This is a genomic window from Saccharothrix variisporea (assembly GCF_003634995.1).
GTDB classification, from domain to species: domain Bacteria; phylum Actinomycetota; class Actinomycetes; order Mycobacteriales; family Pseudonocardiaceae; genus Actinosynnema; species Actinosynnema variisporeum.
The window spans coordinates 2340482-2355884 of record NZ_RBXR01000001.1; the positions used below are offsets into that span (position 1 = coordinate 2340482).

Below are 15403 nucleotides of genomic sequence, written 5' to 3' on the forward strand. Positions count from 1 at the left end.
CATGAGGGTCGTCGTCACGGGTGCCAGCGGCAACGTGGGGACGGCCCTGCGCCGGGCCTTGGCCGGGTTGGGCGCGGACGTGGTGTGCGTGGCCCGGCGCGTGCCCGAGAGCGCCGCCGGGTCGCCTCCACCGCGCACCGCCGGGTCGGCCGCGTCCGGCACCGAGACGTGGGTGGGCTGCGACGTCGGCGCTCCGGCGGCGGATGTCCTGTTGCGCGAGGTCTTCGCCGGGGCCGACGCCGTCGTCCACCTGGCGTGGGCGGTCCAGCCCGGTCCCGACGACCCGCCCATGCGGCGCACCAACCTCGACGGCAGCGCCCACGTGCTCGCGGCGGCGGCCGGCGTCCCGCACGTCGTGGTGGCCTCCTCGGTCGCCGCCTACACGCCCGCGCGGCACGTGGTGGACGAGACGTGGCCGTGCGACGGTGTCCCCGGCAGCGCGTACAGCCTGCACAAGGCCAGGTTGGAGCACCTGCTCGACCAGTACGACGGCGCTCCGGTCGCCCGGATCCGGCCGTGTGCGGTCGTGCAGCCCGAGGCCGGTGCCGAACTGGACCGCTGGGCGTTGAGCCCACTCGTCCCGCCCGGCCTCCTGCGCAAGCCGTGGCTGCCGGTGCCGCTGTGGTCGGGGCTGCGCGCCCAGGTCGTGCACGCCGACGACGTGGCGCGGGCGATCGTGGTCATCCTGCTGCACGGTGCCGAGGGCGCGTTCAACGTGGCCGGGGAACCCCTGCTGGACGCCGACGACCTGGCCCGGACCTTCGGCGGGTTCCGGCTGCCGGTGCCGCTGCCGGTGTTGACGGCGCTGGCCTGGCCCACCTGGCGGCTGGGGCTCCAGCCCCTGCACCCGGGCTGGCTGCGACTCGCCGATCGAGCGTCCATTGTGGACACGACCCGGCTGCGGGCGCTGGGCTGGGAACCCCGGCACGACGCCCGGGAGGCGTTGGCGGAGTTCGTGGCGGCGGTGGCCGAGGGACGCGGGTCGTGGGGTCCGCTCGCCCCGCGCGGCGGGTCGCGGTTGGGCAGACTGGGGTGGGGACGTCCCCTCCATCAGAGCCAAGGAGGCTGAGTGGCCGACGTCGTGGACGCGGTGGTCATCGGGTCCGGACCCAACGGGCTGGTCGCGGCGAACCTGCTCGCCGACGCGGGCTGGGAGGTGGCGGTCCTGGAGGCCGCCGACGAGCCCGGCGGCGCGGTGCGCACGGCCGAGCTGACCGCGCCGGGGTTCCGCAACGACCTGTTCAGCGCCTTCTACCCGCTCGGCGCGGCGTCGCCGATCATCGCCGGTCTCGGGCTGGACCGGCACGGCCTGCGCTGGCGGCACGCACCCGAGGTGCTCGCCCACGTCCTGCCCGACGACCGGGCCGTGCTGCTGTCCCGGGACGTCGAGCGCACGGCGGCGTCGGTCGAGTCGTTCGGCGCGGGCGACGGCGAGAGGTGGCACGAGGAGTTCCGGCGGTGGCAGCAGGTCCGGGACGCGCTGATCGAGGCCCTGATGCGGCCGTTCCCGCCGGTGCGGGCGTCGGCCGGGCTGCTGGGCGCGATCGGACCGGCGGAAGCGCTGCGGTTGGCGCGGATGTTCACCCTGTCGGTGCGGGCGTTCGGCAACGAGCGGTTCCACGGCGAGGGCGGGCCGTTGTTGTTGGCGGGCAACGCCATGCACACCGACCTCGGGCCGGACCAGGCGGGCAGCACGGCGTTCGGGTGGCTGCTGTGCATGCTGGGTCAGGACTTCGGCTACCCCGTGCCCGAGGGCGGGGCGGGGGTGTTGACGGAGGCGCTGGTCAAGCGGCTCGGCGGGGTCGTGGAGTGCGGACGGCGGGTGTCGCGGGTCGTCGTGGCGCAGGGTCGGGCTCTGGGCGTGCAGGACACCTCCGGCGGGTTCGTGCGGGCGCGCAAGGCCGTGCTGGCGGACGTGCCCGCGCCCACGCTGTACCTGGACCTGGTGGGTGAGGAGCACCTGCCGGCCCGACTGGTGGACGACCTGGCCAAGTTCGAGTGGGACGACGCCACGGTGAAGGTCGACTGGGCGTTGTCCGGACCGATCCCGTGGACAGCCCCGGAACCGCGCGGCGCCGGCACGGTCCACCTCGGCGGCGACTTCAACGGTCTGGCCGTCGGGAGCACGGAGATCGCGATCGGCCGACTGCCGCGCACACCGTTCGTGATCATGGGACAGATGACCACGGCCGACCCGACGCGATCACCGGCGGGCACAGAGGCGGCGTGGGCCTACACGCACGTGCCACGCGGCGAGAACTGGTCGGCGGACCGACTGCGGCGGCGGGCCGACCGGGTGGAGCAACTGATCGAGCAGCACGCGCCCGGGTTCCGGAGTCTGATCCTGAAGAGGTCCGTGCTGGGGCCCGGGGACCTGGAGGAGCGCAACCCCAGCCTGGTCGGGGGATCGATCAACGCCGGGACGGCGGCGATCCACCAGCAACTGGTGTTCCGGCCGGTGCCGGGGACGGGGCGGTCGGACACGCCGGTGGACCGGTTGTTCCTGGCGGGCGCGTCGGCCCATCCCGGCGGTGGCGTGCACGGAGCAGCCGGGGCAAACGCGGCGCGGGCCGCGTTGGCACGCAACGGGTTGGCCGGGGACGCCTACCGGTTGTTGATGCGAGGGATCACGAAATTGGTGTACTGACCGACCCGGCTCGCCGTTTTCGGCGCGCGAAGCGCGCTTTGTGCAGTGGTCCCAACCACAGGTGGAGGGCCTCGGTTCCCCCGCCGTATGGCCTGCCCGAAGGGCTACCACATTTTCCAGGGGTTGCAGCCGAAAGTTTTGCGAGGAACGAGCAAAAGTTTTAGCGGCAACCCCTGGAAAATGTGGTTGGCTCCGCCAGGCCATACGGCGGGGGAACCGACGCCCTTCACCCCCCGCTGGCGGCCTGCCGCGCGGCGAGCGCCGCTTGTGATCTTGAGAGCGCGAAGCGCGTTCAAGCTGGTGAGCGCTGCGCGCCTCTCGAGCGCGAAGCGCGTTCGGCTTGAGAGCGAAGCGTTCCGTTCAAAGCTCTTAAAAGCGAAAAGCGAAAAGCGCCTCGCCGGCGGGCAGGCCACCAAAGATGACTCAACTGCAACGGCGGGGGCTTCTTGTTTTTGTCATCTCCGTATGACCTGGCGGAGCCTACCACATTTTCCAGGGGTTGCCGCTAAAACTTTTGCTCGTTCCTCGCAAAACTTTCGGCTGCAACCCCTGGAAAATGCGGTAGCCCTTCGGGCAGGCCATACGGAGATGACAAAAGCAAGAAGCCCAAGTTGGGTTGTGTCCCCTCCGGCGGACTGCCACTCGGCAACGCCGGGATTGCTCTCGGGGCTTAGTTTCGAGATTCGCGGTGGGCGGCTAGGTCGGCCAGGCGGTGCAGGGTTTCCTTGTTGCGGGGGCCCAGGAAGAGGGCTTGCGCGGCGGAGGGCAGGACGGAGAGGGGGCCCTTGACGACCTCTTCGCGCATCCGGACCAGGGTGCCGCCGTTCTCCTCGGCCAGGTCGAACCGGATGCGGGCCGCGCCGAAGGGCCACATGCCGGCTTCCAGTTCCAGCGAGCGGCCCGGCTCGCAGGACCGGACCGAGGTCACGTCCGACACGAGTGCGGGCCAGGTGCCGATGCTGTGGTGGATGCGGGTGCCGGGCTCGGGCCAGCCCGCGTCGACCTCGCGGATGTGGGCCGCGCCCACCACCCAGCTCGCGTAGGACCAGCCGTCCGACAGCACGGCGAACACCCGGTCCGCCGGTGCGGGCACCTGCAGGCTCACCTCGACCATGACGTGCGGGTTCCCCGGGCGGCGTGCCGGAAACTACTTCGCCCGGGTGCCCTTGAGCTTGACCAGGTCGGATTCGAACAGGTTGGCGAGCACGGCCAGACCGCCGGGCGCCTGCCGGTCGGGCCTGGCGATGTAGGACTGAGTGCTCGACGGTCGTCCGACCAGGGAGAACCGCAGCGGCCCGGTCAGGCTGTCGGTGTCCACGGCGTTGGTGTCCTGGAACGCCCGCAGCACGCCGTCCCGGCTCAGGTCGCGCGCCGCGCACGCCTTCTCCAGCACGGCGGCGAACGCGATGCCGATGGCGTACCCGTGGTCGACCGACCCGGTCGGCTTCTGGCCGGGGAACTTGCGCTCGAACTTCTGCGCCACGGCCTTCGGGCCGGGCAGGTCGGCCGCGTAGGGCGCGATCGGGGACACCACTCGAACCCGCTTGACCACGGCGTCGGCGACCGGTGAGTCGAGGATCAGGGGGTCGTAGCCGACGGCGTTGACCAGGAACGGAGCATCCCAGCCGAGCTTGTCGGCGGTGCCGACAGCGGACGCGGTCTGCGGCGGCGAGGTGCTCAGGAAGACGGCCTTCGCGCCGGCGGCCTTGAGCTCCTGGACCGGGGTGATCACGTCGGTGACGGCCTCGGGGACGGTCTTGGTGATCAGCTTCAGGCCCCACTGGTCGGCGGCGAACTGGCTGCCCTCCAGGCTGTTGCGGCCGTAGTCGCTGTCGACGTGGACGTGCCCGATGGTGTCGCCGGGCTTGAGGAGGTTCTCGCGGCGGAGGTGGTCGAGGCCGTTGATGACGTCGAGGTCGTAGGTGGTGCCGACGATCATCATGTGCGGGTTGCCGAGCAGGGACGCCGACCAGGACGCGGGCGCGACGATGGCCCGGGTCTGCATGAGGTCGGGGGCGACGGCGGCGGTCATCTGGGCGCCCGTCACGTCGATGAAGCCGAGCACCTGGGGTTCGAGCTCGAAATAGCCCTCGAGGGCGCGGTCGACGTTGTAGCCGTGGTCCTTCTGCTTCAATTCCACCTTGCGGCCGCAGATGCCGCCGCGTTCGTTCAGCTCGCTCAGGAACAGCTCGTAGCCCTTGATCCGGATCAGCGCCGACTGCGAGAACGGTCCGGTCAGGTCGGTGAGCACGCCGAGGGAGATCGTGTCCGCCGTGACCCCGGGACCGGCCTTGACCTGGGCGTTGTCCGCGCCGGCCGCGCAGCCGCCGAGGACCAGGGCGGTGACCAGGGTGATCACGAGGTTACGCACGAATGACTCCCACAAATCCGCTACCGACCAGTAGGAGTATTCGGTGCGGCCGCCAGGATGACCTCATCATGTGACATGACCCACGCCGGTGAACTTGTGGTGCGGCGATCCGTAACGCGCGCGAGCGGACCTTGACGAGCCTTTCGGAATGCATTCCGAGGGCAGCGGGGGCGGCAGGGTGAATCGGGGGACGCGGCAGTGGTGTGGACCGGGCGGGGGGTGGCTGCGCGTGAACGCGGGGGGTGCTGTCTGTGAACGATCCGGGTTCTAATACAGGGGTCGGCCGATCTCCCTGGAGTCGCACATGACACCTCCGCGCACCAGTTCTTCCGTCCTGGTCGGGCGGGGTGGTGAGTTGGCCGCGTTGGTCCGGACCGTGTCGGCGCAGCCGTCGGTGGTGCTGGTGGAGGGTGAGGCCGGGGTCGGGAAGAGCCGGCTGGTCCGGGAGTTGGTGCGGCGGCCCGAGGTGGGCGGGTTGCGGGTGTTGGCGGGGTTTTGCCAGCCCCTGCGCGAGCCCTTCCCGTACGGGGCGGTCCTGGATGCCTTGCGGACGGTGCGGGTTCGCGGGTCGCTGAGTCCGGTCACGGGAGTGCTGCGCGCGCTGGTGCCGGAGATCGCCGAGTGGTTGCCCGAGCCGCCCGCACGACCCGGTGACCCCCGGCACGAACGGCACCACCTGTTCCGGGCGGTGCGGGAGGTGTTGGCGGCGGCCGGGCCGGCGCTGCTCGTCGTGGAGGACCTGCACTGGGCGGACGACGGGTGTCGGCACCTGTTGCGGTTCCTCATGTCCGACCCGCCCGCGAACCTCGCGATCCTGGTCACCTACCGGCGGGAGGACGCGCCGGGCGGGATGGCGTTGGGCGCCGCCTACCGGCCGCCCGCCGGGGTGACCGGCGCGGTGGTGGAGTTGGGGCCGCTGGACCGCGCGCAGGTGAAGGACTTGGCGGCCGGGATCCTCGGGGTGAACGGGGTTTCCGCCGAGTTCGCGGCGAAGCTGCACGAGCGCACGGCGGGCATCCCGTTCGTGGTGGAAGAGGTGCTGCGGGTCCTGCCGGAGGCGGACTGGCGGCTGCTGGACGACGTGTCCGTGCCCGCGCTGCTGCGGGACGCGATGGCCGAGCGGCTGGACCGGCTGCCCGTCGCCGGGCGGCGGATCGCACAGGCCGCCGCCGTGCTGGGGGTGCCGGCGTCGGAGGGGTTGCTGGCACGGGTGGCGGCGGTGGAGAAGACGCGGACCGCGTTGAACCACGCCCTGCACAGCGGGGTGTTGTTCGAGCACGACGAGATGCGGTACGGGTTCCGGCACGCGCTCGCCCAGCAGGCCGTCTACGACACGCTCACCGGACCGGAACGGCAGCGGTTGCACGTCCGGGCGTTGGAGGCGCTGGAGGACGTGACGCCCCGGCCGGTGATGCAACTGGCCGAGCACAGCCGGCGGGCCGGGAGGTCGGCGGACTGGCTGCGCAACGGTGAAGCGGCGGCGGACCGGGCGTTGGAGGTGGGCGACCCGTCCACCGCGACCCACCTCTACCAGCGGCTGCTGGACGAGGCGTCGCTGACGCCCGCCGACGTGGACCGGCTGGCCGTCAAACTCGGCCAGGTGGCCCGGGGCGGGATCGACCAGCACGACCCGCGCACCACGTTGGAGCGGCTGCTGAACGACCGGCGGCTGTCCCGGGAGGCGCGCGGTGAGGTGCGGCTGAACCTGGGGTTCCTGCTGGTCCGGCAGTTCGAGAGCGTCGTGCAGGCGCGGATGCAGATCGAGCTGGCGGTCGAGGAGTTGGCCGACCACCGGCCGGACCTGGCCATGCGCGGGCGGGCCGTGCTGGGGCAGCCGTTCGTGGGCGCCACGCCGTTGGCCGAGCACCTGCGGTGGATGCGGGTGGTGGACTCGTTCATCGAGCGGTGCGACGACCCCGCCGTGCGGTACTCGTTGCTGGCCAACGAGCTGGGGTCGCGGCTGTCGATCGGCGACCGGGGCGTCCTGGCCGAGCTGGACCGGTTGCCCGCCGGGGCGGACGACGTGGAGACGCGGCGGCACCTGGCTCGCGCCAACTGCAACCTGGCCGACGCGTGCATGCTCGTCGGGCACTTCGACCTGGCGCGGGACTTCCTGGACAAGGGGCTGCGGCTCACGGTCGGCGCGGGCGTGCCGTTCACCGCGAGCACCGGCCAGTCCACCCAGATCCACCTGGACTGGTACTCCGGCGACTGGGGGTCGCTGGTGTCCCGCGCCGGGCGGCTGCTGGAGGAGTACCGGGAGCTCTTACCGGTGGCCGGCGAGATCTCGCTGGTGCTGGGGTGCCTCGCGGTGGCGCGGGGCGACTGGGAGGAGGCCGAGCGGTACCTCGCGGAGTCCGGGGTGCGGTCGGTGGAGAACTCGATCACGCCGATCGCGCTGGGCGGGTTCGCCGCGCTGACCCGGTTGTGGCTGGAGCGCGGTGACGTGGCGCGGGCGTGCGCCGAGGCGGACCGGGGTGTGGAGTTGTTGCGGCGCAAGGGGGTCTGGGCGTGGGCCGGTGAGCTCGCGCCGGCCGCCGTGGACGCCTGGTGCGCCGCCGGGCGGGTCGAGGACGCCGCCAAGCTGGTGGAGGAGCTGTCCGCCGGGATCGCCGACCGGGACGCGCCGTTGGCCGGGGTGGCGGTGCGGGTGTGCCGGGCGCTGCTGGCGGTGGCGCGGGACGAGGACGCCGTGTTCCTGTTGCAGGACGCGCGGCGGGCCGCCGACGAACTCGGGCTGGCGTACTACTCGGCGGTGCTGTCCGAGCGGATCGCGTTGTGCGGGGACGATCCCGCGGCGCTGGGCGAGGTGGCGGACCGGTTCGACGCGTTGGGCGCGAGCCGGGACGCGGCACGCTGCCGGCACCTGGTGCGCGGCGCGGGCGTGGCGACCCCGTCACGGCGGGGGCGGCGCGGCTACGGCAACGCGTTGTCGCCGCGCGAGCGGGACGTGGCGCGGCTGCTGTCGCAGGGGCACACCAACCGGGAGATCGCCGAAGTGCTGTTCCTGTCGCCCCGGACCGTCGAGCAGCACGTGGCCCGCGTCCTGCGCAAGCTCGGCGTGACCTCGCGGGCCGAACTGGTGACGTGAAGGAGGGCCCGCGTCCACGCCGCAGGCCCTCCGTCGTAGTTCAGTCGGCCGATCAGTTCATAAGTAAGAGCGTTGCCCCCACGGCATCGCCGCGGCCAGCTGGGCGCGGCGGCCGATGTCGAGCTTGCGGTAGATGCGCGTGATGTGCAGTTCGACCGCCCGGGTGGACACCGAGAAGTGCTCGGCGATCTGCCGGTTGGTCATGCCCTCCAGCATCATCAGCGCGATCCGGTGCTCGTGCGGTGTCAGCTGCTCCCGCGTCCGGGCGTCGGCGCTCTGCCCGTCGCGTGGCCGCACCATGCCGGGGACGCGTTCGCCCTCCGGCACACCCATCAGCACGTGCCACTGGCGGATGCGCACCTCCGCGATGGACTGCGAGCGCACGTACGGGTCACCGCGCACCAGGTCTCGCGCGGCGGACTCGTCGGGCACCTGGCAGATCAACAGGACGCCGGAGCCGTCGGCCCACGGTCCCGTGCCCACCAGGACGCCCTGCTCTGCGAGCGGTCGCCAGTATTCGCGATGTGCGAGATGAATGGATCTCCGCACCTGGCGCGCATCACGAAATGTCAACTCAACGGCGAAAGCCACTGGACTGATCCCCATTTCATTCCGCGGCCGACTTTCGTGACACACTCAACTGTCCCCCTAATTCAGTGTCAAGTGAGACACCTCACACGGGGGATTCCCGAAGCCTATGGGTCCTATAGCCGCTTTTCGAACCAGTGCTCCGCATAGCGGTCGTCATTGAAGGCCGGCACCTCAGCGTAACCGTGCCGGGCGTACAGCTTGCGGGCTTCCACCAGGTCAGCGCGGGTGTCGAGGCGAATGGAGGATGCGCCATTCGAGACAGCTCCGGCCTCGACGGCTACCAGGAGTGCTGCCCCGCCGCCGAGCCCGCGTGCGTCCGAATGGATGAAGAGCCGCTTGAGCTCCGCGGTTGTCGGGTCGACCATCCGGAAGCCGGCACAGCCCAGGTCGCGCCCGTCCCGGGAGGCCACGTAGAACATCGAAAGATCGTCGGTCGGGTCGTCCGCGATCGCCTGGTCCACCTCGGTGTCGGTGGCCGGGCGGCCGTAGTAGCGGCCGATGATGTCGGCCAGGTACGTCCGGATCAGGCGTACCGCAGCGGGGCTGTCGGGCGCAACGGGCTGAACGGTCCAAGTGCTCACGCGGCTATTCAACGCACGCGATGGGCCATTCGGCCACCTGGTTTTCGCCATTCCGGACGCGTGTAAAGTCCTCGCCCGTGGCAGCGCAACAGGTCCGCGTCGAGCGGGACGCGGCGGGTGTCGCCGTGCTCACCGTCGACGCTCCCCCGCTGAACCTCTACACCGCCGAGCTCCAGGACCTGCTGGACGCCGCAGTCGGCGACCTGGAGGACCGGCCCGCCCGCGCCCTGCTGATCCGGTTCGAGGGCAAGGTGGTCAGCGGCGGGGTGGACGTGCGGCTGTTCGCCGCGCAGGAGACCAGGGCGCGCGCGAAGGCCCTGTTCGACCAGATGCTCGACCTGCCCGACCGGGTCGCGGCCCTGCCGTTCCCGACCGTCTTCGCCGCGCACGGCCTGTGCCTGACGTGGGCGTTCGAGGTCGCGGTGGCGTGCGACATCCTGCTGGCCTCGGAGCGGGCGTCGTTCGGGCTGGTGGAGAAGGTCATCGGGCTGACCCCGACGATGGGCGGCACGCAGCGGCTGGCCGCGCGCGCCGGCGTGGGGCGGGCCAAGGAGTTCGTGATGACCGGCGACCGGTACGACGCGGCCACGCTGGAGCGGTGGAACGTGGTCAACCGGGTCCTGCCGCACGACGGCTTCGACGACGCGGCGCTGGAGTTCGCCACGTCCCTGGCGGCCGGTCCGACGATGGCGCACGCGGCCACCAAGCAGGTGCTGGCCTACTACGAGCGCGGCGGCGTGGCCGAGGCCAACGAGCACGTCACGTCCATCGCGGCGGACCTGTTCGAGACCGAGGACCTGCGCCACGGGGTGGCGTCGTTCCTGGCGGACGGGCCGGGCAAGGCCACCTTCACCGGTCGCTGATCCGCCGGTACTCCAGCCACCGGTCGCTGACCTGCGCCCAGATGGCCTGGTACTGGGCGAACAGCTCCTCCACCCGGGCGCGGTCGACGTCCTCGGGCTTGGTGGCGGCGATGTAGTGCGCCAGGTCGTCGCGCAGGCGGTAGAAGCGGTACTGGGACTCCTCCATCAGCACCCACAGCGACCGCCACGCGAAGAACGGCTCCAGGGCGCTGACCACGGTGGTCAGGGCGACCAGGGAGAACGCCAGGCCGGTCCAGAAGTCCAGGTCCTGCCAGCCCAGGATGATCGTGGCCGTCGCGGACAACGACAGCACCGACACCTTCAGGGCCGCCGACCGGCGGCGGAAGCGGTCCTTGCGGGACCGGCCGTACTCGGTGGCCTTCTCGATGCGCCCCAACAGGTCCAGCGCGAGTTCCGCCGGCGTCAGCCCCGCCTTGACCGGGTGATCCTTGTCCACGCACGCACCCTAACGGGGGTCGTAGACCGACGAGCCGTACCAGGCCAGCGCGGACCGGATCTCCGCCACGTCCCGCTCCCGCCGTTTGCGGTACCGCTCGTGCGAGATCGGGTACACCCGCAGGCCGCCCTTGTGGCTGTGGAAGCTGCCGCGCCCCAGCGATTCGGGCGCCTTGGCGGCCCCATGCAGCCACACCATCACCCACGGCCGCGAGTGGTGGGCGTCCACCCGGACGCGCGAGATCGCGTACCAGGGCAGGCGACGGCTCTGGGCGCCGTTGGACAGCACGATCCCGTCCGGCCCGATGTCGATGGTCAGCGGCGACCGGAGCGCCCCGACCAGCAGCCGCACCGCCACCGACGCGAACACCACGAACAACACCAGCGCCGCCGCCCGCACCCCGGCGGGCGTGTTCGCGGTGTCGCCCGCGATCGCCAGGGACAGCAGGGCGGCGCTGCCGTGCGCGGTCATCCAGCCCAGCCCGACCGCGCGGGACGTCTTGAACTGCGACCCGCTCTTCTTCACCGGCGGCGTGTAGGGCTTGATCGGCGGTACGACCCGCTGCGGCTGCGCCGGCGGCGGTTCCTCCACCAGCAGGCGGGTCGGCGGCTTGCCCGGCTCGGCCATGACCCGCGTGGGCGGCTTGGCGGGCAGGTCGCGCAGCTGGGTGTGCCGCTCCTCGACCAGCGTCCGGACCTGCGCCGGCAGCCACGACGGGTCGTTGGACGGCGGCCCGACCAGCTCCAGCAGGCGGGCGGGCGTCGGCCGGTGCGCGGGGTCGCGGACCAGGCACGGCACGATCAGCGGCACCAGCCCCGGCGGCACGCGGGACAGGTCGGGCTCCTGGTGCACCACCCGGTAGACCAGCGCCGACGTGGCCCCCTCGCCGAACGGTCCGGCGCCGGTCGCCGCGAACACCAGCACCGAGCCCAGCGCGAACACGTCGCTCTGCGGGGTGATCTTCGAGCCCACGACCTGCTCGGGCGAGAGGTAGCCGGGCGTGCCGAACACGATCCCGGCCTCGGTCAGGCCGGAGCTCTCCAGCGCGCGGGCGATGCCGAAGTCGATGACCCGCGGCCCGTCGGTGGCCAGCAGCACGTTCGACGGCTTGAGGTCGCGGTGCACCAGGCCCGCGCCGTGGATCGCCACCAGGGCCTCGGCCAGGCCGCCGGCGAGCCGGCGCACGGCCTTCTCCGGCAGCGGACCGAAGTCGTGGACGGCCTGCTGGAGGGTCGGTCCGGCGACGTACTCGGTGGCCATCCACGGCCGGTCGGCGTCCGGGTCGGCCCCGACGACGGTGGCCGTCCAGAACCCGCCGACCGCCCGCGCCATCTCCACCTCGCGCCGGAACCGTTCCCGGAACTGCGGGTTGTCGGCGAGCTCGGCCTTGGCGACCTTGACCGCGACCGGCCGCCCGCCGCGGGAGCGGGCGAGGAACACGGAACCCATCGCCCCGCGACCCAGGGCGGCGAGCAGCGTGTAGTCGCCGATCCGCTGCGGGGCGTCCGAGGGCAGTGGCTGCACACCTCCCACAGTAGAGAAACGCACCGCCCGCCGAGCGGACTCGGCCCGGTTCAGGCCGTCATCGTTATCCCCGTCACCGTTCCGCGAGGTCGAGCAACTCGGCGGCGCGCGAGTGCCACGAGTAGGTCAGCACCGACTGGCGCAGGGCGTTCGCGGGCTTGAGGCCGCCCTCGGTGAGGGTGCGGCGGACCGCCTCGACGAACTCCGCGTGCCCGGTCACCCCGCGCACCCGGTCGCGGTAGGCGTCCAGCTCGGCGAAGTCCGTGCTGACCACCGGCAGGCCCAGGGCCAGGTACTCCTTGAGCTTGATCGGGTTGGAGTGGCGGATCCAGTCGTTGTCCAGCCACGGCATGATCGCCACGTCGAACGCCGAGCCGTAGGCCGGGATGGTGTCGTAGGGGCGGAAGCCCAGCCAGTGCACGTTGGGGTACTTGTCGAAGCGCTCCATCGGGTGCGTGGCGTCGCCGATCAGCACCAACGAGACGTCCGGCAGCTCGGCCGCGAGGCGTTCCAGCAGGTCGAAGTCCACCAGGAAGTCGTCCAGCGCGCCGAAGAACCCGACCCGCGGGCCATCAACAGACCGAATGTCATCGGGCCACTCGTACTCCGGCCGCGCCGTGAAGTGGTCGACGTCCACCCCGTGGTCCAGGAAGTGCGCACGCTCTCCCGTCAGCTCACGCTCGTCGTCCATCAACACGTGGCTGACGTAGACCACGTGATCAGCCCCTCGCAACAGCTGCTGTTCCAGCCCCTGGATCGCCTCCCGGTCAGCCTCGGGAAAGTCGGAGTGCCGATCCGACCGGTTGAACACCAGACTCCGCCGACGCATAGGCGCAACAACGTCCCAGGCAGTCGGGATCGTGACCATGATCACCGGCGTCCCCAACCGCAGGAAGAACGCCACGACCCGCACCTGCGCCCGCACCAACACCGCGTTGACCCGACGCATGAAAGGCGAGCCGTAGAACGGCAACGGCAACGGTGACATGACGTAGAAGTTCGGCAACGGCTTGCGCACGAACTTCGCCACGCTCTTCAGCTTCCGCAGGATCCGCCGCGCCACATGCGTGCTGTTGCCCCGAGTGGGCATCCGCATCCCGATGCTGTTCACCACCAGCACCCGGCGACTGCCCGCCACCGACCGCATGAGCTGGAAGTCCGAGTGCGCCCGGTTGTGGTACCACCAGTCCTGAGCGGAAAAGCAAATCCACCCGGCACCGCCACCCGCCACCGGCCACTTCCGCCACCGCACCAGGTCCCGCACCGCCCGCCGGTGCTTGGCCCCGCGCGGCACCCGCAGCACCTCGTTCACCAACACGGCCCACCACATGGCGAACGCCGCCAGCCGCCCCCGCCGCTCCCGCACCATCCGCACCCGGTTGGTGGCAGCCATCGCCCACAACCAAGCAGACGTGGACTGCTCGCCCCCCAGGTGAACAGCCCTCGCACGCGGCTCGTACCGGACCGCAAACCCGCGATCCCCCGCCCGAAGCATGTACTCGGTCTCTTCGGAGTACAGGAAGTACCGCTCCTCCAACACCCCGGTGGCTTCCCGGCACTCCCGCGAGATCAGCCAAGCGGCCCCGGTGACCCAATCGGCAACCCCAGCGGTCTCATACCGCCGCCGATCCGTCACCACCTCCCCCAACGCCTCGACCCGCCCGGCCCGCTCGCCACCCACCACGGCCTCTCCCCACGCCCGCAACACCCCGGGCGCCCGCCGCAGCGACAACTGCTGCCCACCGTCAGCCGAGAACAACCGGGGCGCGACGATCCCGGTCCCCGGCATCGCCAACGCGGCCCGCAACAACACCACCGCGTCCGGCTCAAGCCGCACGTCCGGGTTCAGCACCAACACGTCACAGTCAGGCGCAGCCGCAAACCCCGCGTTCACCCCAGCCGCAAACCCGTCGTTCGACCCCCGCACGACGACCTCGGCCCAAGGCGCGACCCGCCGGACAACCTCCACCGTGTCGTCCCCGGACGCGTTGTCCACCACCACGACACGACTGTCCGGAATGGACTCCAGAGCCACCGCAACCGACTTCAAGCACTCTTCCACCACACCAGCACTGTGGTAGGTCACGATGACCACGGCGAGCGGCACGGTCTTCACTTCCCCTTCAGCCGGGTCTTCACCGCACCGGCCAACAGCCGAAACGCGAACGGCAGATCGTCCCGCAAGTACCGCTTCGCCAACCGCCGGGGCTCGAGCGCAAGCCGGTGCACCCACTCGGCCCCCATCTTCTGCACCACCCCGGAAGCTCTCTTGAACTCCCCCGCGGCCATCGGGATGCCGGCCCCACACCCCAGGTACCAGGCAGCCGGCAACAACCCCCGCAGCTCCCGAATCACCCTCTCCTGCTTGGGAAACCCCAACCCCACCAACACCAGATCAGGCTTGGCCGAGACAACCTTCGCCACCGCCTCCCCCAACAGGAGGGCATCGGAATCAAACCCGAACGGCGGCGAATCGGTCCCCACCACCCGCAACCCGGGATACCGCCCCCGCAGGACTTCGGCAGCCTTCTCCGGCACCCCCGGCTCACCCCCCAGGAGGTACACCGACCGCCCCTCCCGAGCAGCAGCCTCGGACAACGTGAACACCAAAGACGCCCCGGTAACCCGCTCCGGCACCGCCACCCCGGCCAGCCGCCCAGCCCACACCACAGGCATCCCGTCCGCGACCACCAGCTCGGCCCCGGCCACCAACGCCCCCAAGGCCGGATCCCGCGTAGCAGCCCGAACGATGTCCACGTTGGCCGTCACCACAGCCCCACCCTCACCCCGCCCCCAACACCGGACGACATGAGCGGCAACGTCAGGCTCACTGACAGCCCACACGTCAACAGCACCAACCCGCACCCGGGCATGAGGCAACGACATACCCGCGACATCGAGCCGACCCACCCCCTCGTTACCCCCCACGACCAACACCACACCCACCCTTCCGCGCGCAGCGCGTGCTTCCGGTCCTCCCCTCCGGAGCGCGCAAAGCGCGCCCACACCCCGAGCCGGGCTTCTTGCGTCATCCCCGTATGACCTGCCCGAAGGGCTACCACAGATTTCCCGGGTGCAGCCAAATTTTTTGTGAGGAACGAGCAAAAAATTTCGCGGCACCCGGGAAATCTGTGGTTGGCTTGTCCAGGTCATACGGGGATGACGCAAGAAGCCCCCGCTTGTGACCTCCCCGGAGACCTCCCAAGCCGGCTTTTCATCTTGAGAGCGCGCCAGCGCGCAATGCCCTAGAGCGCGGAGCGCAATGCCCTAGAGCGCGC

At 71.1% G+C, this 15403-nt stretch carries 12 protein-coding genes; 4 read left to right on the plus strand and 8 right to left on the minus strand.

Going from position 1 to position 15403, the window contains the following annotated elements; all coding sequences use genetic code 11:
* The first annotated feature begins 1 nt into the window (after position 1).
* Both DFJ66_RS10175 and DFJ66_RS10180 read left to right on the plus strand, forming a co-directional pair.
* Positions 2–1069 carry an NAD-dependent epimerase/dehydratase family protein gene (locus DFJ66_RS10175; protein WP_121220172.1) on the plus strand — a complete coding sequence of 356 codons (1068 nt, stop codon included), beginning with the start codon at positions 2–4 and terminating at the stop codon, positions 1067–1069.
* Positions 1070–2647, plus strand: coding sequence for a phytoene desaturase family protein (locus DFJ66_RS10180; RefSeq protein WP_121220174.1), 1578 nt, complete (start codon positions 1070–1072; stop codon positions 2645–2647).
* A 670-nt stretch (positions 2648–3317) separates the two neighbouring features.
* On the opposite strand, the gene DFJ66_RS10185 is transcribed toward DFJ66_RS10180, so the two are convergent.
* Together DFJ66_RS10185 and DFJ66_RS10190 are read right to left on the minus strand one after the other, a co-directional pair.
* Positions 3318–3761, minus strand: a complete 444-nt coding sequence (locus DFJ66_RS10185) for an SRPBCC family protein (RefSeq protein ID WP_121220176.1) — start codon at positions 3759–3761, stop codon at positions 3318–3320.
* A gap of 33 nt (positions 3762–3794) precedes the next feature.
* On the minus strand, positions 3795–5018 hold the full coding sequence (locus DFJ66_RS10190) for an ABC transporter substrate-binding protein (RefSeq protein ID WP_170199248.1): 1224 nt from the start codon (positions 5016–5018) through the stop codon (positions 3795–3797).
* Positions 5019–5322: 304 nt separating this feature from the next.
* Between DFJ66_RS10190 and DFJ66_RS10195 the strand changes: the two genes are divergently transcribed.
* On the plus strand, positions 5323–8109 hold the full coding sequence (locus DFJ66_RS10195) for an ATP-binding protein (RefSeq protein WP_121220180.1): 2787 nt from the start codon (positions 5323–5325) through the stop codon (positions 8107–8109).
* Between the two features lie 57 nt (positions 8110–8166).
* Here DFJ66_RS10195 and DFJ66_RS10200 read toward each other — a convergent pair whose 3' ends face one another.
* Positions 8167–8715, minus strand: coding sequence for a LuxR C-terminal-related transcriptional regulator (locus tag DFJ66_RS10200; protein ID WP_121220182.1), 549 nt, complete (start codon positions 8713–8715; stop codon positions 8167–8169).
* 98 nt (positions 8716–8813) lie between these two features.
* Positions 8814–9281 carry a GNAT family N-acetyltransferase gene (locus tag DFJ66_RS10205; protein WP_246029672.1) on the minus strand — a complete coding sequence of 156 codons (468 nt, stop codon included), beginning with the start codon at positions 9279–9281 and terminating at the stop codon, positions 8814–8816.
* 77 nt (positions 9282–9358) lie between these two features.
* Here DFJ66_RS10205 and DFJ66_RS10210 point away from each other — a divergent pair, with 77 nt between their 5' ends.
* Positions 9359–10144: an enoyl-CoA hydratase/isomerase family protein gene (locus tag DFJ66_RS10210; RefSeq protein ID WP_121220186.1), complete on the plus strand. Its 786-nt coding sequence runs from the start codon at positions 9359–9361 to the stop codon at positions 10142–10144.
* Here the strand turns inward: DFJ66_RS10210 and DFJ66_RS10215 are convergent.
* The 4 genes from DFJ66_RS10215 to DFJ66_RS10230 all read right to left on the minus strand — a co-directional run bounded on the left by DFJ66_RS10215 (position 10131) and on the right by DFJ66_RS10230 (position 14894).
* The gene (locus DFJ66_RS10215; protein WP_121220188.1) at positions 10131–10601 is read right to left on the minus strand and encodes an SLATT domain-containing protein; all 471 of its coding nucleotides are present in this window, start codon (positions 10599–10601) and stop codon (positions 10131–10133) included. The genes DFJ66_RS10210 and DFJ66_RS10215 overlap by 14 nt on opposite strands.
* Before the next feature lie 9 nt (positions 10602–10610).
* Positions 10611–12125: a serine/threonine-protein kinase gene (locus DFJ66_RS10220; RefSeq protein ID WP_246029673.1), complete on the minus strand. Its 1515-nt coding sequence runs from the start codon at positions 12123–12125 to the stop codon at positions 10611–10613.
* A gap of 73 nt (positions 12126–12198) precedes the next feature.
* Positions 12199–14241, minus strand: a complete 2043-nt coding sequence (locus DFJ66_RS10225; protein WP_246029674.1) for a glycosyltransferase — start codon at positions 14239–14241, stop codon at positions 12199–12201.
* A complete protein-coding gene (locus tag DFJ66_RS10230; RefSeq protein WP_246029675.1) occupies positions 14238–14894 on the minus strand; it encodes a WecB/TagA/CpsF family glycosyltransferase in 657 nt (218 codons plus the stop codon). Before DFJ66_RS10230 ends, DFJ66_RS10225 begins: the two co-directional genes overlap by 4 nt.
* Positions 14895–15403 lie beyond the last annotated feature (509 nt).